Source organism: Ruegeria aquimaris, assembly GCF_025751555.1.
Taxonomy (GTDB): domain Bacteria; phylum Pseudomonadota; class Alphaproteobacteria; order Rhodobacterales; family Rhodobacteraceae; genus Ruegeria_B; species Ruegeria_B aquimaris.
Genome location: NZ_JAOWLB010000001.1, coordinates 249,674 through 267,731 on the forward strand (window position 1 = coordinate 249,674; position 18,058 = coordinate 267,731).

The following is an 18,058-nucleotide window of genomic DNA, read 5'->3' on the forward strand; positions in this document are numbered from 1 at the left end:
TCCTGCTTGAGAAACGGGTCCGATGCCTGTTCACTGGTCCAACACGGCCAAACGGGAGGCACCATGCAGACGGAATACACGCTTGGGATCGAAGAGGAATACCTGCTGGTTGACCGCGACAGCCTGCAACTGGCCGAGGCGCCCGCCGCTTTGATGGAGGCTTGTCAGGCCGATTTCGAAGGCCAGGTCAGCCCCGAGTTCCTGCAATGCCAGATCGAGGTGGGCACCCGCCCGCATACCACCATCGCCGCCGCCCGCGAGGATCTGAAACGTCTGCGCGCCTGTGTGTCGAAACGGGCGGGAGAGCATAATCTGGCGCCGATTGCTGTCTCGTGCCACCCATTCGCCAACTGGAAGGACCAGCACCACACCCGCAAGGAGCGTTACGACGCGCTGCAACATGCGCTGGGTGGGGTGGCGCGGCGGATGCTGATCTGTGGCATGCATGTGCATATCGGGGTCGAAGACAAGGCGCTGCGCGCCGATCTGATGCCACAGCTGAGTTACTTCCTGCCGCATCTTCTGGCGCTGTCGGCCTCCTCGCCCTTCTGGAATGGCGAGGATACCGGCCTGTCGTCCTATCGGCTGACCATCTTCGACAACCTGCCGCGCACCGGCCTGCCGCCCACATTTGCGAGCTGGGCAGAGTATGAGCGCACCACCGGCATTCTGGTGGAACTGGGCGTGATCGAGGACACCACCAAGATCTGGTGGGATCTGCGCCCCTCGCACCGCTTCCCGACGCTGGAAACCCGGATCATGGATGTGCAGCCGCGGCTGGAACATGCGCTGTCGCTGGCCGCGATGAACCAGGCGCTGATGCGGATGCTGTGCCGGTTGAAAGCGCGCAACCTGCGCTGGCGCCATTATGACCGGTTCCTGATCGGCGAGAACCGCTGGCGCGCGCAGCGCTATGGCGTGGGCGAAGGGCTGATCGATTTTGGCGATCGCTCGGTCAAGCCGATGACGGTGCTGATGGACGAGCTGATGGGGATGCTGTCCGAGGATGCCGAGGCGCTGGGTACCCTGCCCGAACTGGCGCGCCTGCGCCAGATCGCCGAACATGGCAACTCGGCCACCCGGCAGCGAAGGGTCCATGCCGAGGCACTGGCACGGGGCGAGGATGCGGGACAGGCCGTGGTGCGCCACCTGATCGAGGAGTTCCACGCCGATCTGTAGCCGGGGGCGCTGCCCCTCTTGGCCTGCGGCCAATTCACCCCGGAGTATTTAGGGCAAAGTGAAAGGGCTTGGGGCGGTGCGCTTTGCATTTCTGCATGGGGTATTTGCGGCATTGGTGCTTGATCGGATACCGGCGCGGCGGTAAGAAATAAACAACTGTTCAATTCTGCTGTCCTGCCGATGGAGGAAACGTCATGGATTTTGCACTGACCGAGGAACAGACCGCGATCTTCGACATGGCCCATGCATTCGGCCAGGACAATATCGCGCCTTTTGCCCGGCAATGGGAGGCCGAGGGCACCATTCCCAAGGACCTGTGGCCGCAGGTGGGCGAACTGGGTTTTGGCGGGCTTTACGTGTCCGAGGAGGCCGGCGGCGCGGGCCTCACCCGGCTGGATGCGACACTGGTGTTCGAGGCGCTGAGCATGGCCTGCCCTTCGGTCGCGGCCTTCCTGTCGATCCACAACATGTGCGCCAAGATGCTGGACAATTTCGCCAGTGACGAGTTGAAGGCGCGGGTGATGCCGGATGTGCTGTCGCTCAACACCGTGCTGAGCTATTGCCTGACCGAACCGGGATCGGGCTCGGACGCGGCGGCGCTGAAGACGCGGGCGGAGAAGACCAACGAGGGCTATACGCTCAACGGCACCAAGGCGTTCATCTCGGGCGGCGGCTATTCCGATGCCTATGTCTGCATGGTGCGTACCGGCGAGGACGGGCCCAAGGGCATTTCGACCGTCTATGTCGAGGATGGCACGCCCGGCCTGAGCTTTGGCGCGCTGGAGCAGAAGATGGGCTGGAAGAGCCAGCCCACGGCCCAGGTGCAGTTCGACGATTGCAAGGTGCCCGCGGGCAACCTGGTCGGCGTCGAGGGCGACGGGTTCAAATACGCGATGATGGGGCTGGATGGCGGTCGGCTGAATATCGCCTCGTGCAGCCTGGGCGCGGCACAGACGGCGTTGAACATGACCCTGCAATACATGGGCGAGCGCAAGGCGTTCGGCAAATCCATCGACCAGTTCCAGGCGCTGCAATTCCGGCTGGCGGATATGGAGATCGAGTTGCAGGCGGCGCGCACCTTCCTGCGGCAGGCGGCGTGGAAGCTGGACAACAAGACACCCGATGCCACCAAGTTCTGCGCCATGGCCAAGAAATTCGTCACCGAGACCGGCTCGAAAGTGGTGGATCAGTGCCTGCAACTGCATGGCGGATACGGCTATCTTGCCGATTACGGGATAGAGAAGCTGGTGCGTGACCTGCGGGTGCACCAGATCCTGGAAGGCACCAACGAGATCATGCGGGTGATCGTTGCCCGCCACATGCTGGCCAACCGCTGAGGATCAGATGGCAGATATCGACATTCGGGTCACGGGACGCGCCGGGCGGATCACGCTGACCCGCCCGCAGGCGCTGAACGCGATGAGCTATGACATGTGCATGGCGATCGACGCAGCGCTCAGGAACTGGCGCGAGGATGACGAGGTCGCGCTGGTGATCCTTGATGCCGAGGGCGACAAGGCGTTTTGCGCCGGGGGCGATATTGCCGAGCTCTATGATACCGGCACCCGAGGTGACTATGGGTACGGGCGCACCTTCTGGCGCGACGAATATCGCATGAATGCGATGATCTTCGAGTATCCCAAGCCGGTGGTCAGCTTCATGCAGGGCTTCACCATGGGCGGCGGTGTCGGCATCGGCTGTCACGGCTCGCACCGGGTGGTGGGCGAAAGCAGCAAGATCGCCATGCCGGAATGCGGTATCGGGCTGGTTCCGGACGTGGGCGGCACGCTGATGCTGGCGCTGGCGCCGGGGCGGCTGGGCGAATACCTGGGCACCACCGCCGGGCGGATGGGGCCGGATGACGCGATTTTTGCGGGCTTTGCCGATCTCTACATTCCGCAAGGTGACTGGGAGGGGCTGATCGAGATGCTCGAGGCCTCGGGCGATCCGGCGGCTCTCGCCACTCATGCGCAGACCCCGCCCCCGGGCGAGTTGCGCGCCATGCAGGGTGAGATCGATCGGCATTTCGGCGGCGAAACGCTGGGGGATATCCTGACGTCATTGCGGGCCGATGCCGGAGAGTTTTCGGAGAAAACGCGCGCCAGCCTGGGACGGAACTCACCGCTGTCGATGGCCTGCACGGTTGAGATGCTGCACCGGCTGCGCGGTGCGACATTGACAATCCGCAAGGCGCTGGAGCTGGAATACCGCTTCACCTATCGTGCGATGGAAAAGGGCGATTTCCTGGAGGGGATCCGCGCCCAGATCATCGACAAGGATCGCAATCCGCGCTGGCAATATGCCGATCTGACGGTGCCTGCGGTGGCGGTATCGGCCATGTTGCAGCCTTTGGGCGCCGAGGCGCTGACATTCGAGGAGGAATAGGCATGAAAATCGGGTTCATCGGTCTGGGCAATATGGGGGCGCCGATGGCGGCCAACCTGGCCAAGGCCGGTCACGAGGTGACCGGCTTCGACATGGCGCCGGTCGAGGTGGCGGGTGTGACCCGCGCGGCCAGCGCGGCCGAGGCCGCGCGGGGCGCCGATGTGGTGGTGACCATGTTGCCCAACGGCCAGATCCTGCGCGCCGTTGCCGCCGAGGTGATCCCGGCGATGACGGCGGGCGCTGCGCTGGTCGATTGCTCGACCGTCGACGTGGACAGCGCCCGCGCGGTGGCGGCAGATGCCGAGGCGGCCGGGCTGCTGGCCGTCGACGCGCCGGTCTCGGGCGGCATCGGGGGCGCGGCGGCGGGCACGCTGACCTTCATGGCCGGTGGTTCGGAAGCGGCGTTCGACAAGGCCAAGCCTCTGTTCGACATCATGGGACAGAAGGCCGTGCATTGCGGTGATGCAGGCGCCGGACAGGCCGCCAAGATCTGCAACAACATGATCCTGGGCGTCACCATGATCGCCACTTGCGAAGCCTTTGCGCTGGCCGACAAGCTGGGACTGGACCGGCAGAAGATGTTCGACGTGGTCTCGACCTCGTCGGGCTATAGCTGGACGATGAACGCCTATTGCCCGGCGCCCGGGGTGGGGCCGCAATCGCCCGCCGACAACGGCTACAAACCTGGGTTCGCGGCCGAGCTTATGCTGAAGGATCTGCGGCTGAGCCAGCAGGCCGCTGGCAGCGCCGATGCCGATACGCCGATGGGCCAGTTGGCCGAAGCGCTTTATGCCCAATTCGTCGAGAACGAGGACGGAAAGGGCATGGATTTCAGCGCCATGCTGCCCCGGTTCGAAAAACGCGGACGCAGCTGAGGGGCGCCACCCCTCTTGGCCTGCGGCCAATTCACCCCGGAGTATTTCCAACCAGAAAGAAGCCAGCCGCCGGTGTGTTCGCCGGCGGTTTCTTGCGCAGAGGTTTGCAGTTGCGCCGCGCATGCCCCATCTGATGAGAGAGAGCCCGGAGTCCCGGTCGCAAGATGGAGTTGATGACATGAAACGGATGATCTCTGCTTCGCTGGTGCTGAGCCTGGCCCTTGCTGCTGCCCCTGCCCTGGCGGGAAATGGCAAGGCCCCCCATAAGGTTGAAAAAACGGTCAAGGTCACCCGCCCGGCCAATACGACCGTCTCGGTGCATTGCCCGCCGGGACTGGCCAAGAAGGCCGTTCCCTGCGTGCCGCCCGGACAGGTAAAGGCGCGCTATGGCATCGGCGACTATATCCCGCGTGACTATTTCCGCATCGACGACCCTTATCGCTATGGCCTGAAGCGGGACGGCTATTACGTGCGGGCGGGCGACTATGTCTACCAGATTGACCGCGACACCCATAAGGTGCTGAACCTGATCGGCGCGGTGGCCGACATCCTGAACTGAGACTCAGCGCCAGGGGTTCCTGGGCGCGCGATCCTCGGACAGGCTGTCTTGCCGGGCGGTGACAAGCTCTTCGATCGCATCCGCCAGGTGGATGCGGTCGATATTGTAGTCACCGCGCGCCACCCGAATGCGATGGGCGCGCAGCAGCACATCGGCATGGGTGCAGCCCACCGGCGGCTCGAACCGGTAGCTGGCCAGTTCGATCAACAGGCCCAGCGGATCCTTGAAATAGATCGAATCCATGAAACCCCGGTCGCGCGGACCGGAATGGTCGATGCCGCGTTCGTCCAGCCGCTCGACCGCCTGCCAGAATGTGGCCTGTGACACGTTGAAGGCGATGTGATGCACGCAGCCCGGATCGGTCGGCGTGCGGTCGGGCGTGCCCTTGCGCGCCTCGTTGGTGAACACGGTGATCAAGCGCCCGTCGCCCGGGTCGAAATAGACATGGCCTTCGTCCGGGTTGTCGAGATTGGGCTGATCGAACACGAAGGGCATGCCCAGCACCCCCTCCCAGAAGTCGATGGTGCTCTGCCGGTCGGCACCGGTCAGGGTGATGTGATGCACGCCCTGGGTCTGTAGCTTGCGCATGGTCGTCCTCCTCTGGTCCCCGCTCAGAGCATAGCGCAATGGCGCCATGTCTCAATCTCCGGGAGTCGCATTCCCCCAGAGCACCTGTACCGTCTGCCGGGTGGTGTCATCGGCGGGAAAGAACATCTCGATCCTGAGTTCGGACATGGCGATGTCGCCGCTGGCGCCGAACTGGGTGATGGTGGTGAAGAAGGAAAGCACCGCCTCGCCCAGCCGGTAGCGGGCGGGGATCACGGCGGGCATCGGAGCATCGACGGTGCCTGGCTGTTGCGCGACACGTTCCGCCAGCCTGGCCACCGCCGGTTCCAGCACCGGGTCATGGCCAAAATGCGCAAGCTCGGTGCGCAGGCGCGTCAGGCTCAGCCGCTCGACCTCGGCCCGGTTTTCCAGCGCCGCCGCAAGGGCGGGATTGTCCAGCAACGCGTCGATCAGGCTGTCACCCGCCCCGAGCCCGGTTGCGGCAAACATCGCCTGGGCGGGGCGGTTCATCGCCTTGAGGCACCAGTGCCGGTCTACCGCCATCGCCGGATAGGGCGCATGACGGCTGAGCATCCAGTCGACTGCCTGTGTCAGTGGCGCCATTTCGGGCGCGTCGCCTGCCCGGCTGTGATAGGTGGGCGCCAGCCCCGCCGAGGTGAGCCAGCGGTTGCGGGCGCTGCCCGGCACCTCCAACTCGTCACAGAGCCGCAGCACCATGCCCCGGCTGGGCCGGGCACGTCCGCTTTCCAGAAACGAGATATGGCGCGGTGAAACCCCGGCAGAGAGGCCAAGTGTCATCTGGCTCATCCGGCGCAGCTGGCGCCATTCCCGCAGCACATCTCCGAACCTGTCCATCGTCGCTGCCCTCCGCTTATTCCAGTATAGGGCATCAGGCGCGGGTTTCACTTACCCCAGAGGTAATTGTTTTGCCGCGCTTTGCGGTGGCAGGCTGGCCCCAGCATCAGAAATGGAGAGTTGAGATGACCCAAGACCGCGCCACCCGCCTGCTGTCGTTTGCCGCTGTTGTCAGCTCGCTGTTCGGGCTGGCCATGTTCGCCACTATCGCGCTGGACCGCCACGCGCCCTTGGAGTTCTTTCTGGACCTTGCGATCCTGCCGCTGGACGCGGCGGACCGGTTGGACAGCGCCGCCGTGCAGCTGATGACCGCGATCAGCGGCGGCTTGCTGGTCGGACTGGGGGTGATGATCTGGCAGGTGGTGCGCGACGTCTATGCCCGCGACGCCGAGACGGGCGGGCGCATCATCCTGCGCGGGGTGCTCGCCTGGTTCGTGATCGACAGCGCCGGATCGGTGCTGGCCGGGGCCGCGTTCAACGTGGTGATGAACAGCGGGTTTCTGGCGCTGTTTCTGATGCCGCTGCTGCTGGCGCGGCAGGCGCGGGCGCATCCTGCCTGAGTGCACCCGGGGTAGCGGCGTTATTCTGCCGCCACCCGTTCAGGGTTGAGCATCGGTTTCAGGTAACGCCCGGTATGGCTGCGTTCGGCATTGGCCACGTCCTCGGGCGTGCCCTCGGCCACGATCATGCCGCCGCCATCGCCACCCTCGGGGCCGATGTCGATGATCCAGTCGGCGGTTTTCACCACGTCCAGATTGTGTTCGATCACCACCACCGTGTTGCCCTGTTCGACCAGTTCATGCAGCACTTCGAGCAGTTTGCGCACGTCCTCGAAATGCAGACCGGTGGTCGGCTCGTCGAGGATGTAGAGCGTGCGGCCGGTGGAGCGGCGGCTGAGTTCCTTGCTGAGTTTCACCCGCTGCGCCTCGCCGCCCGACAGCGTCGTCGCCTGCTGGCCAACCTTGATATAGCCCAGGCCAACACGCGAGAGCGCATCCATCTTCTCGCGGATCGACGGCACCGCCTTGAAGAACTCCTGCGCATCTTCCACAGTCATATCAAGCACATCGGCGATGCTCTTGCCCTTGAACTTCACCTCCAGCGTCTCGCGGTTATAGCGCGCGCCCTTGCAGGTTTCGCAGGTGACATAGACGTCGGGCAGGAAATGCATCTCGATCTTGATGACACCGTCGCCCTGGCAGGCCTCACACCGGCCACCCTTGACGTTGAAGCTGAACCGCCCCGGCTTGTAGCCACGCGCCTTGGCCTCGGGCAGGCCCGCGAACCAGTCTCGGATCGGCGTGAAGGCACCGGTATAGGTAGCGGGATTCGAGCGCGGGGTGCGCCCGATGGGGCGCTGGTCGATGTCGATCACCTTGTCGAGATGCTCCAGCCCCTTGATGGTTTCGCAGGGCGCGGGCGTCTGCCGGGCGCCGTTCAGGCGCATACTGGCGGTCTTGAACAGGGTCTCGATGGTCAGCGTGGATTTGCCCCCGCCCGATACGCCGGTGACGCAGACAAACTTGCCCAGCGGGAAATCGGCGGTGACCTCGCGCAGGTTGTTGCCGGTGGCCTTGACCACCGTCAGTTTCTTGCCATTGCCGGGGCGGCGCTCGGCCGGGACCGATATTTCGCGACTGCCCGACAGGTATTGCCCGGTGACCGAGGCCGCATCGGCGGCGATCTGCGCCGGCGTGCCGTGGCTGACCACCTGCCCGCCATGCACACCCGCACCGGGGCCGATGTCGAACACATAATCGGCCTCGCGGATCGCTTCCTCGTCATGTTCGACTACGATCACCGTATTGCCCTGATCCCTCAAGTTCTTGAGCGTGGTCAGCAGCCGGTCATTGTCGCGCTGGTGCAAGCCGATCGAGGGTTCATCGAGCACGTAGAGCACGCCGGTCAGGCCTGAGCCGATCTGGCTGGCCAGGCGGATGCGCTGGCTTTCGCCACCCGACAGCGTACCACTTGAACGCGACAGCGTAAGATATTCCAATCCCACGTTATTCAGGAACCCGAGCCGCTCGCGGATTTCCTTGAGGATGGCGCGTGCGATCTCGTTTTTCTGGGCGCTCAGCGCGGCCGGCGCGGTGTCGATCCAGGCATAGGCCTCCTTGATCGACATCTGCACCACCTCGCCCACATGCAGGCCCGCGATCTTGACCGCCAGTGCCTCGGGCTTCAGCCGGTAACCGCCACAAGTGCCGCAGGGGCGGTTGTTTTGATATTGCTCGAACTCTTCGCGGATCCAGGCGCTGTCGGTCTCACGATAGCGGCGCTCCATGTTGGGGATGACGCCTTCGAAACTGCGGGTGACCTGATAGACGCGGCCGCCCTCGTCATAGCGGAACTGGATTTCCTCGTCGCCGGAGCCGCGCAGAAACACATGCTGTACCTTTTCCGGCAGATCCTTCCAGGGCGTGTTCTTGTCGAACTGGTAATGACGGGCGATGGCCTCGATGGTTTGCAGGAAATAGGGCGACTTGCCCTTGCGCCAGGGCGCCAGCGCGCCGTCATAGACCTTGAGGCTCTGGTCGGGGACGACGAGGCGTTCGTCAAAGAACAGCTCGACCCCCAGACCATCGCATTTCGGGCAGGCACCATAAGGCGCGTTGAACGAGAACAGGCGGGGTTCGATCTCGGGTATGGTAAAGCCCGAGACAGGGCAGGCGAAATTCTCGGAAAAAGTGATGCGCTCGGGCTCGCCCTCGCTGGGCGCAGTTTCAAGGATGGCTATCCCAGAGGCGAGGTCGAGCGCGGTGCGCAGGCTGTCGGCCAGCCGGGTCTCCAGCCCCTCGCGCACCACGATCCGGTCCACCACGACGTCGATATCATGGCGGAACTTCTTGTCGAGCGTCGGCGGCTCGTCCAGCTCGTAGAACTGACCATCCACCTTGACCCGCTGAAAGCCCTGCTTGCGCAGTTCCAGAAACTCCTTGCGGTATTCACCCTTGCGGTCGCGCACGATGGGGGCCAGCAGATAGCCGCGCGTGCCCTCCTCCATCGCCATGATCCGGTCGACCATGTCCTGCACCTGCTGCGCCTCGATTGGCAGGCCGGTGGCGGGGCTATAGGGCGTGCCTGCGCGCGCGAACAACAGCCGCATATAGTCATAGATCTCGGTCACCGTGCCGACGGTCGAGCGCGGGTTCTTGCTGGTGGTCTTCTGCTCGATGGAAATCGCCGGGGACAGACCGCTGATATGGTCCACATCCGGCTTTTCCATCATGTCGAGGAACTGACGCGCATAGGCGGACAGCGATTCCACATAGCGCCGCTGCCCTTCGGCATAGATCGTGTCAAAGGCCAGGCTGGACTTGCCCGAGCCGGAAAGACCGGTGATCACCACCAGTTGGTCGCGGGGAATATCGACGTCGATCCCCTTGAGATTATGCTCGCGCGCGCCGCGTACCTCGATGAACTTCTGCTCAGCCATGAACTGCCCTCGGACCCAATGCGCAACAGATAGGCGATCCGCCGCGAGTCTCCAACCCAATTAACAGAACGTAAAGGGAACAAATCACAAGCGCAAGATTTACCCATTGCATTCACATTTATGAATGTTAAATTCAGGGCATCTCTTCCGGGCGGATTTGCCCATATCCTCAGGCAGGCGACATGTTCTTTTTCAAGAAACCCTCTCCCGTTGGTCTATCCGTGGCCGATGCCGTGCAACAGGCCGCCAGCGGCGATCTTTTGCTGATCGACGTGCGCGAGCATGGTGAGGTGCAATCCACCGGCAAGGCACAGGGCGCGCTGCATATCCCGCTGATGTGTTTGCGCGACATGGCGGACCGACGGCATCCGGATTTCCACCCGCTGCTGGCAGATGCCGGACCGATCGCGGTCTATTGCGCGTCGGGCGGCCGGTCTGCGCATGCCGAATCCATCCTGCGCGGGCTGGGCTTTGATCCGGTGCACAATATCGGTGGGCTGGGCCACTGGGTTCAGGCGGGCGGCGCGCTGGAACGCGACTGAGCGCGTCAGGTCTTGCGCGCCAGCGCCCAGGCGCAGATCGGGAAATCGGGGTCGTTGTCGAGCGGATCTGTCTCGGGGTGATATTCCGGCGGCCAGGGCGTTTCGAGATTGCGCAGCGCCGCGTGACGGTTGCCCCATTGCTCGGCCCGGATTTCATCCTCGTCGAACCCGCATTCGGTGAGAAAGTTTCGGAGCCCGCGTGCCGACCAGCGTGAATTGTCCATGGGGGCCGCGTGAAACGGGATGAAGAACGGCACGGCAAGCCAGAAATGGCCGCCGGGCCGCAGCATTTCCAGCACGTTCAGGGTCGCCTCATAGGGACGGTCGAGGTGCTCCCAGACCTGGTTGGCCATGATCAGGTCAAAGAACAGGATCTCGCCCGCCTCATCCCGATAGGGTCCGGCGCAGATATCGTATTCGGGATAGATGAAGCGGCGATAGCTGCGAAAGCTGAACTGCTGGCCCCATTTGCCCGAGACCTCGGCGGCATCCAGCCGGTCGGGGCCGAGATCCCTTATCAGCTTGCGGCTCGACCGCGCCATGACAATCCGGTTCAAACTGGTCACTGTTGCCTCCGTGCTCTTGGCGGCAGGAAAGCAGCCCTTGCGCGGTGCGTCCAGTCGCCCGGCATGCATTTGCGCGCAAATGTGCCAAACAGCGACATTTTCCCCCTTTTCGCGTTTTCCCGACCTCGTAATGTCTGACCATGCCGCGGGATTGCGCGGCGGATTTCGCTTTGAATACGGGGTATTGAATGAAACGGATTGGTTGGGCCGCGCTGGCCTGTTGTCTTCCCTTGAGCCTTGCCGCGCAAGAGCGGCCTTCGGCCATTCTGGTGCTGGACGCGTCGGGCTCGATGTGGGGCCAGATCGAGGGCGAGGCGAAAATCGAGATTGCCCGCCGGGTGGTGGGCGACCTGCTGGCCACCCTGCCCACAGACCAGCCGCTGGGGCTGACGGTTTACGGGCACCGGCGCAAGGGCGATTGCGGCGATATCGAAACGCTGACCCTGCCTGCGGCGGGCAATCGCGCGGCGATCGCCGAGGCGGTGGCCGGGCTGAAACCCAAGGGCAAGACGCCGATGCTGGACGCGGTGCGGCAGGCGGCCGAGGCGCTGCGCTATACCGAGGAGAAGGCCACCGTGATCCTGGTCTCGGACGGGGTCGAGACCTGTGACGCCGATCCCTGCGCCACCGCCGCCGCGCTGGAGGCGGCGGGCGTCGATTTCACCGCCCATGTGGTGGGCTTCGATATCGACGACCCGCAGGCGCTGGCGCAGATGCAATGCCTGGCGGACCAGACCGGCGGGACATTCCGCAGCGCTGCCAATGCCGAGGAACTGGGCGCGGCGCTGACCGCTGCCGCCACGGTGAAGCCCGACCCGGCGCCCGGTCCCGCCCGGCTGATCTATTCCGCGACCGAGGCCTATGGCAGCACATTCCGTGAGGTCGAGGTAGTCTGGGAGGTGTACACCGAGGATGGCGCGCAGGCCATGGATGCGACCCAGGGGATTAGCGGCGAGGCCGAACTGCCGCCCGGCACCTATCTGGTCCGTGCCCTGCGCCTGTCGGATGAGACGGTGGAGGAGCGTAGGGTCACCCTGAAACCCGGCGGCAGCGAGGGGGTCGAGATCGTCTTTGCCGAAGCTCTGCCCCTCGCCACCCTCTCGGCGCCGGCCAGTGGCACCGCGGGTGGCATGGTCGAGGTCACCTGGACCGGCCCGGACGGCGATGGCGATTATCTGACTGCCGGTCCGATTGGCGCCAACGACGCCAGCTACCTGACCTTTGAATATACCGCCAAGGGCAACCCGCTGCCGCTGCGCCTGCCGGTGGAGCCGGGCGCGTATGAGATCCGCTATGTGCTGGCGGACGGGATCCAAACGCTGGCCCGCCTGCCGATCACCGTAACTGAGCGCGGCTTTGACCTGAGCGCGCCGGACAGCGCACCGGTGGGCAGTCTGGTGGAGGTCGCATGGTCCGGCGGCGGCTTTGACGAGGATTTCCTGACCGTGGCGCGTCTGGATGCGGGTGACGGTAATGACTACGTGACCTATGCCTATGTACGCGACGGCAACCCGGTGGGGTTGCGGATGCCGCTGGAACCGGGCCAATACCAGCTACGTTATGTGGTGGGTCAGGACAGTTCGGTTGCGGTGAGCCAACCGATCACGGTGACCGACCTGAGCGTGACGCTAGCGGCGCCCGACCGGGTGGCGGCGGGCAGCATGGTGGCGGTGAGCCATACCGGCCCGGCCTATGAGGGCGACTATATCACCTTTGTCACCCCGGATGCGGGTGTGCTGGACTATCTCGGCTATGCCTATACCAGCGATGGCGCGACGGTGCAGGTGCAGGCCCCTGACACGCCTGGGCGTTACGAGCTGCGCTATGTCTCGACCGTCGCGGGCGAGCGTATCCTGGCCCGCCGCGCGGTGGTGGTGGAGTAAGAAAAACCCTCGCCCGGCATGGCCGGGCGAGGGTAAACTTTACCGCAAAAGCGGATGATCTTACATGTGAATGACGCGGCCGTAAGCGTCGAGAACGCTTTCGTGCATCATCTCGCTCAGCGTCGGGTGCGGGAAGACCGTGTGCATCAGATCCTCTTCGGTGGTCTCCAGCTGGCGGCCCACAACATAGCCCTGAATCATCTCGGTCACCTCGGCCCCGACCATATGCGCGCCCAGCAGCTCGCCGGTCTTGGCATCGAAGATGGTCTTGACCATGCCTTCGGCCTCGCCCAATGCAATCGCCTTGCCATTGCCGATGAAGGGGAAGCGGCCGACCTTGATGTCGTATCCCAGTTCCTTGGCCTTGGCCTCGGTATAGCCGACCGATGCCACTTGTGGATGGCAATAGGTGCAGCCCGCGATGCTTTCGGGTTTGACCGGGTGGGCGTGCTTGCCCGCGATCAGTTCGGCCACCATCACGCCCTCGTGGGACGCCTTGTGCGCCAGCCAGGGGGCGCCGGCGATGTCGCCGATGGCATAAAGCCCCTCGACCCCGGTCCGGCAATAGGCGTCGGTTACCACATGGGTGCGGTCGATCTTGACCCCCAGCGCCTCGAGCCCGAGGTTTTCGACGTTGCCGACGATGCCCACGGCAGAGATCACGGTGTCGAATTCCAGTTTCTCGACCTTGCCGCCGGTCTCGATATGGGCGGTCACCTTTCCCTTGGCGCGGTCGAGCTGCTTGACCATGGATTTCTCCATGATCTTCATGCCTTGCTTGACAAAGCTCTTCTTGGCGAAGGCGCTGATTTCGGCGTCTTCGACCGGCAGGACGCGGTCCATCACCTCGACCACGGTCGTGTCGGCGCCCAGCGTGTTGTAGAAGCTGGCGAATTCGATGCCGATGGCGCCCGATCCGATCACCAGCAGTTTCTTGGGCATCCGCACCGGTTGCAGCGCGTGTTTGTAGGTCCAGACCAGATCGCCATCCGCCTCCAGCCCGGGCAATTCGCGCGCGCGCGCGCCGGTGGCCAGAACGATATTCTTGGCGGTCAGATCCTGTGTGCCCTTGTCGGTCTTGACCGAAACCTTGCCCTTGGCCGGGATCGTCGCGGCGCCCATCACCACGTCGATCTTGTTCTTCTTCATCAGGTGGCCGATGCCGCTGGAGAGCTGTTTCGCCACCCCGCGCGAGCGTTTCACCACCGCGTCGAGGTCATAGCCGATATTGTCGGCCTTCAGCCCGAATTCCTTGGCGCGCTCCATCAGGTGGAACACTTCGGACGAGCGCAGCAGCGCCTTGGTCGGGATGCAGCCCCAGTTCAGGCAGATGCCGCCCAGATGCTCGCGCTCGACCACACAGGTCTTGAGCCCCAGTTGCGCCGCACGGATGGCGGCCACATAGCCCCCCGGCCCGGCACCGATTACGATCACGTCATAGGATTGTGCAGCCATGTTCTTCCCTCGGCCAGACCTGTTTCAAAAACTAGTTTACCATTAAACTAATTTTCAAACGACTTCAATGACAGCGTTCCGCGACAAATTTGACGCAGGGGCACCCAGTGAACCCGTCATGGTCGAGCCTATACGCTTGGGTCCGGTTTCGCTAGAACTGCATGGTAAGGAACGCGTTCCATCCCCAAGCCGAGGTTTTGACAATGAAGACGCTGAAAGACCTGGTCCTTGCCCTGATCAACGCGACGCTGATCCTGGTGGCGCTGTGTCTGTTCCTGGGCTGGCAACTGATGTCCACGGTCGACGGCATCACCGACCGCCTGTCCGAGAGCATCCAGAGCTTCGCGCCGGTGCGCGACGAGGTCGCGGGCCTGCGGGCCGAACTCTCCGGCTTGCGCGCCGACATCGCGGCTGCGGGTACGCAAGGGGTGCCGGTGACCCGCGTCGAGGCCCGGCTGGATGCGATCGGGACGCGGCTGGATGAGATGCAGACCCGGATGGAGCAACTGACCGCCCTGCCCGACCGGCTGATCGACACGGCGATGGAAACGGCCGCAGACAAGTTCGCCCGCGGCCTGTCCGAGATCAGAGGCTGCGAAACCGCCTCCTGACCCTATCAGCCAGCGGCGGCCTGCAACCGGCGCACAGTCGCACCATAGCCGCCATTGTCGACATAGGCGTTTTCCTGATCCGTGCTGTGCCGTTTAAGGGCATGGTTGCGATAGGGGAAGCGGCCGAACTGGCGGATCACCTCGCGATGCGCGCGGGCGTGCAGCAGGTTGGAAGGTCCGGACGCCGGCATCCGCTCGCACATCAGACGCACACAGCGTTCCTGGTCGCACAGGTTCTCGGAATGCATCATCGGCAGGTAGAAGAACTGCCTTGCGGGCTCGTCGATCTTCATGTCCCAGCCCTTGTCCACCGCGCATTTGGCCGCCATCAGCGCCGCGCGATCGGTCTCGAAGGCCCGACCCGAGCCGCGGAACATGTTGCGGGGAAATTGATCCGTGAGGATGATGTAAGCCAGAACACCGCTGGGATAGGTCAGCCACAGCGAGAAGCGGCCTTCGGCGGCGGCCTCCCACGTGGGCAGGAACCTTGCCCGGATACGGGCGTCCAGCTCTTCGTCCTGGATATACCACCCGTCCGGACCGGTTTCGTCCAGCCAGAACTTCAGAATGTCTTCGGGGCCGACCATAGGTCTCTCTCCACCCTCCATTTTTATCCCCAGCTACTTGGGGATTAAACGATATTTTACAGTTTTGTTACAGTAAAGTTTTGCAACATAGCGACATGAAACAAGGGGAAAATGCCGATTATTGCGACTCTGATCCGGTTTGACTGGCCTCGTGTGCCGCTTCCTGCGCCAATTCCACCGCCACCGGCGAGGCGGTTGGATACATGTATGCGACGCTACCGGTTGCCTCGATCGGGGTCGAGGCGCGCTGTGTTGCCCGATAGGCGGCATAGGCGGCCGTTGCGAACATCAGCGCTGCGATGAAGATGAAGAAACCCGGAGGTCCAAACACCCCATCCGACATCAGCCAGCCAGTGGTGACCGGCCCGGCGATGGCGCCCAGACCGTTGATGAACACCAGCCCGCCCGAGGCGGCGGGCATGTCGTCATAGTCGAGATAATCGTTGGTATAGGCGATGAGCAGCGAATAGAGCGGATTGGACAGGCCGCCGATGATCAGCGCCGCCACCAGCAGCAACTCGAACCGCTCGCCCATGATCGCGCCCAGCATCGCGCCACCGCCACCGATCAGAGCCACGAACAGGATCAGCACCCGCCGGTCCATCCGGTCGGACAGCCAGCCCAGAGGGTACTGGAGGAACAGCGCGCCGACGTAAAACGTGGCGATGAAGATCGACAGTTGCGTCAGGGTCAGCCCCACCTTGGCGGCATAGACCGCGCTCATCCCGAATTGGGCCGAGAACACGCCTCCAAGAAGCAGCATGCCGACGCAACCCAGCGGCGAGGTCTTCATCAGCGCCCTGAGGCTCATCGGCTTGGTGCTGTCAAAGGCGGGGGTCGGCGAGATCGACAAGAGGATCGGGCCGAAGGAGATCGACACCAGGATCGAGGCGATGATGAACGCCTCGTACCCGCCGGGGTCACCCACCTGGATCAGGCCCTGCGCCACGATGATGCCGGTCACCTGCACGATCATGTAGAGCGACAGCGCCTTGCCCCGGTTGGAGTTGTCGGCGGCGTTGTTCAGCCAGCTTTCGGCGGTGACGTAGACGCCGGAGAAACAAAAGCCGATGATGACGCGCCCCAGCATCCAGGCATAGGTGTCGGGCAGTACGGGATACATGATCATCACCGCCGAGATGAACGAGGCCAGCGCCGCGAAGACGCGCACATGGCCCACCCGGCGGATCATCTCGGGCGCCATGCGGGACCCGCCGAGAAAGCCCACGAAATAGGCCGACATGACAAGCGACATCTCGAAGGTCGAAAACCCCTCGATCTCGCCACGCACGCCGAGCAACGTGCCTTGCAGCCCGTTGCCGACCATCAAGAGGCCGATCCCCAGAAGCAGCGCCCATGCGCTGGAAAGAACCTGAAGCATTCGTCGTGACCTTCGATGGAGCAGGGCGGAGCCTGTGTGAGAAAATGGCGGCAGCGGGCCGGGTCTGTCCACGCCAAAAGCGGCGGGGCTGCAACCGTTAGCGTCTAGCCGGGCAACAACAGGGACGCGTCCCCGTAGGAAAAGAAGCGGTACCTGTGCTCGACCGCATGGGCATAGATGCGGCGGATGCGCTCCTGCCCCATCAGCGCCGAGACCAGCATCAGAAGCGTCGATTTGGGCAGGTGAAAGTTGGTCATCAGCCCGTCGGTGACCCGGAACCGGAACCCGGGATAGATGAAGATATCGGTCTCGCCTTCCCAAGGCGCGATGTCGCCGCCGCGCGCGGCGCTTTCGATCAGGCGCAGCGCGGTGGTGCCGACCGGGATCACCCGGCCGCCAGCGGCTTTGGTGGCGGCGATCTCGGCTGCGGCCTCGGGGCTGACGCGGCCCCATTCGGCATGCATCCTGTGGGTGGTCACGTCCTCGACCTTGACCGGCAGGAAGGTGCCCGCGCCCACATGCAGGGTGACATGGGTGAAGGTCACGCCATGAGCGGCCAGAGCCGCCAGCAGCGGTTCGTCGAAATGCAGGGACGCGGTCGGGGCGGCAACAGCGCCGGAATGGCGGGCCCAGACCGTCTGGTAATCGGTCTTGTCCTGGGCGTCAGCGGGGCGTTTGGCGGCTATGTAGGGCGGCAGCGGCATGGCGCCTGCCTCGGCCAGCGCGGCGTCGAAATCCTGACCCGTGAGGTTGAAGCGCAGATAGGCCTGGCCTTCGGCGATACGTTCGGCGGTGGCGGACAGGTCGGTCGAAAAGGTGATCGTTTCCCCGACGTTCAGCTTGCGCAGCGGTTTGACCAGCGCGGCCCAGGCGCCGTCGGCCTGGGGTTCCAGCAGCGTGACCTCGATCCGGGCCGAGACCTCTCCCTGCGCGCTCTGCCGGGTGCGGCTGCCGCTGAGGCGTGCGGGAATCACCCTTGTATCGTTCAGCACCAGCCGGTCACCGGGGCGGAGCCACTCGGTCAGATCGGACACGACGGAATCGGTGATCCTGTCGCCCTCGGCCACCAGCAGCCGCGCGGAGGATCGCGGCCGGGCCGGCCGCGTCGCGATCAGCCCGTCGGGCAGGTCGAAATCGAAATCGCTCAGTTTCATGGCCCGCGCCTATAGAGCGC

Annotated in this window: 17 protein-coding genes; 9 read left to right on the forward strand and 8 right to left on the reverse strand. The window is 64.0% G+C overall.

Going from position 1 to position 18,058, the window contains the following annotated elements; translation table 11 throughout:
* Positions 1-63: 63 nt before the first annotated feature.
* From OE747_RS01235 to OE747_RS01255, 5 genes are all read left to right on the forward strand, one after another.
* Positions 64-1,179, forward strand: a complete 1,116-nt coding sequence (locus OE747_RS01235; RefSeq protein ID WP_263826791.1) for a carboxylate-amine ligase — start codon at positions 64-66, stop codon at positions 1,177-1,179.
* Between the two features lie 194 nt (positions 1,180-1,373).
* Positions 1,374-2,516, forward strand: coding sequence for an acyl-CoA dehydrogenase family protein (locus OE747_RS01240; protein WP_263826792.1), 1,143 nt, complete (start codon positions 1,374-1,376; stop codon positions 2,514-2,516).
* Positions 2,517-2,523: 7 nt separating this feature from the next.
* Positions 2,524-3,564, forward strand: a complete 1,041-nt coding sequence (locus OE747_RS01245; protein WP_263826793.1) for an enoyl-CoA hydratase/isomerase family protein — start codon at positions 2,524-2,526, stop codon at positions 3,562-3,564.
* A gap of 2 nt (positions 3,565-3,566) precedes the next feature.
* Positions 3,567-4,439 carry a 3-hydroxyisobutyrate dehydrogenase gene (gene mmsB / locus OE747_RS01250; RefSeq protein WP_263826794.1) on the forward strand — a complete coding sequence of 291 codons (873 nt, stop codon included), beginning with the start codon at positions 3,567-3,569 and terminating at the stop codon, positions 4,437-4,439.
* A gap of 178 nt (positions 4,440-4,617) precedes the next feature.
* Positions 4,618-4,998 (forward strand): hypothetical protein, encoded by a 381-nt coding sequence (locus OE747_RS01255; protein ID WP_263826795.1) that lies wholly within the window; start codon positions 4,618-4,620, stop codon positions 4,996-4,998.
* A 3-nt stretch (positions 4,999-5,001) separates the two neighbouring features.
* On the opposite strand, the gene OE747_RS01260 is transcribed toward OE747_RS01255, so the two are convergent.
* Together OE747_RS01260 and OE747_RS01265 are read right to left on the reverse strand one after the other, a co-directional pair.
* Positions 5,002-5,586, reverse strand: a complete 585-nt coding sequence (locus tag OE747_RS01260; protein ID WP_263826796.1) for a VOC family protein — start codon at positions 5,584-5,586, stop codon at positions 5,002-5,004.
* A gap of 51 nt (positions 5,587-5,637) precedes the next feature.
* The gene (locus OE747_RS01265) at positions 5,638-6,420 is read right to left on the reverse strand and encodes a helix-turn-helix domain-containing protein (RefSeq protein WP_263826797.1); all 783 of its coding nucleotides are present in this window, start codon (positions 6,418-6,420) and stop codon (positions 5,638-5,640) included.
* A gap of 125 nt (positions 6,421-6,545) precedes the next feature.
* Here OE747_RS01265 and OE747_RS01270 point away from each other — a divergent pair, with 125 nt between their 5' ends.
* Complete coding sequence (locus OE747_RS01270; protein WP_263826798.1) at positions 6,546-6,980, forward strand: excinuclease ABC subunit A; 435 nt, start codon at positions 6,546-6,548, stop codon at positions 6,978-6,980.
* A 20-nt stretch (positions 6,981-7,000) separates the two neighbouring features.
* Here OE747_RS01270 and uvrA read toward each other — a convergent pair whose 3' ends face one another.
* Positions 7,001-9,859, reverse strand: a complete 2,859-nt coding sequence (uvrA, locus tag OE747_RS01275) for an excinuclease ABC subunit UvrA (protein ID WP_263826799.1) — start codon at positions 9,857-9,859, stop codon at positions 7,001-7,003.
* A gap of 182 nt (positions 9,860-10,041) precedes the next feature.
* Between uvrA and OE747_RS01280 the strand changes: the two genes are divergently transcribed.
* Entirely contained in the window at positions 10,042-10,401 is a 360-nt protein-coding gene (locus OE747_RS01280; RefSeq protein WP_263826800.1) for a rhodanese-like domain-containing protein, read from the forward strand.
* 5 nt (positions 10,402-10,406) lie between these two features.
* On the opposite strand, the gene OE747_RS01285 is transcribed toward OE747_RS01280, so the two are convergent.
* A complete protein-coding gene (locus OE747_RS01285; RefSeq protein ID WP_263826801.1) occupies positions 10,407-10,967 on the reverse strand; it encodes a class I SAM-dependent methyltransferase in 561 nt (186 codons plus the stop codon).
* A 188-nt stretch (positions 10,968-11,155) separates the two neighbouring features.
* Here OE747_RS01285 and OE747_RS01290 point away from each other — a divergent pair, with 188 nt between their 5' ends.
* Positions 11,156-12,850 (forward strand): VWA domain-containing protein, encoded by a 1,695-nt coding sequence (locus OE747_RS01290; RefSeq protein ID WP_263826802.1) that lies wholly within the window; start codon positions 11,156-11,158, stop codon positions 12,848-12,850.
* A 60-nt stretch (positions 12,851-12,910) separates the two neighbouring features.
* Here OE747_RS01290 and lpdA read toward each other — a convergent pair whose 3' ends face one another.
* Positions 12,911-14,305: a dihydrolipoyl dehydrogenase gene (gene lpdA, locus OE747_RS01295; protein ID WP_263826803.1), complete on the reverse strand. Its 1,395-nt coding sequence runs from the start codon at positions 14,303-14,305 to the stop codon at positions 12,911-12,913.
* A gap of 203 nt (positions 14,306-14,508) precedes the next feature.
* Here lpdA and OE747_RS01300 point away from each other — a divergent pair, with 203 nt between their 5' ends.
* A complete protein-coding gene (locus OE747_RS01300) occupies positions 14,509-14,916 on the forward strand; it encodes a hypothetical protein (protein ID WP_263826804.1) in 408 nt (135 codons plus the stop codon).
* A 5-nt stretch (positions 14,917-14,921) separates the two neighbouring features.
* Here the strand turns inward: OE747_RS01300 and OE747_RS01305 are convergent, their stop codons facing one another.
* From OE747_RS01305 to queA, 3 genes are all read right to left on the reverse strand, one after another.
* Positions 14,922-15,503, reverse strand: coding sequence for a DUF924 family protein (locus tag OE747_RS01305; protein WP_263826805.1), 582 nt, complete (start codon positions 15,501-15,503; stop codon positions 14,922-14,924).
* 118 nt (positions 15,504-15,621) lie between these two features.
* Positions 15,622-16,884: an MFS transporter gene (locus tag OE747_RS01310; protein WP_263826806.1), complete on the reverse strand. Its 1,263-nt coding sequence runs from the start codon at positions 16,882-16,884 to the stop codon at positions 15,622-15,624.
* Positions 16,885-16,988: 104 nt separating this feature from the next.
* A complete protein-coding gene (gene queA, locus OE747_RS01315) occupies positions 16,989-18,038 on the reverse strand; it encodes a tRNA preQ1(34) S-adenosylmethionine ribosyltransferase-isomerase QueA (protein WP_263826807.1) in 1,050 nt (349 codons plus the stop codon).
* Between the last annotated feature and the right edge of the window lie 20 nt (positions 18,039-18,058).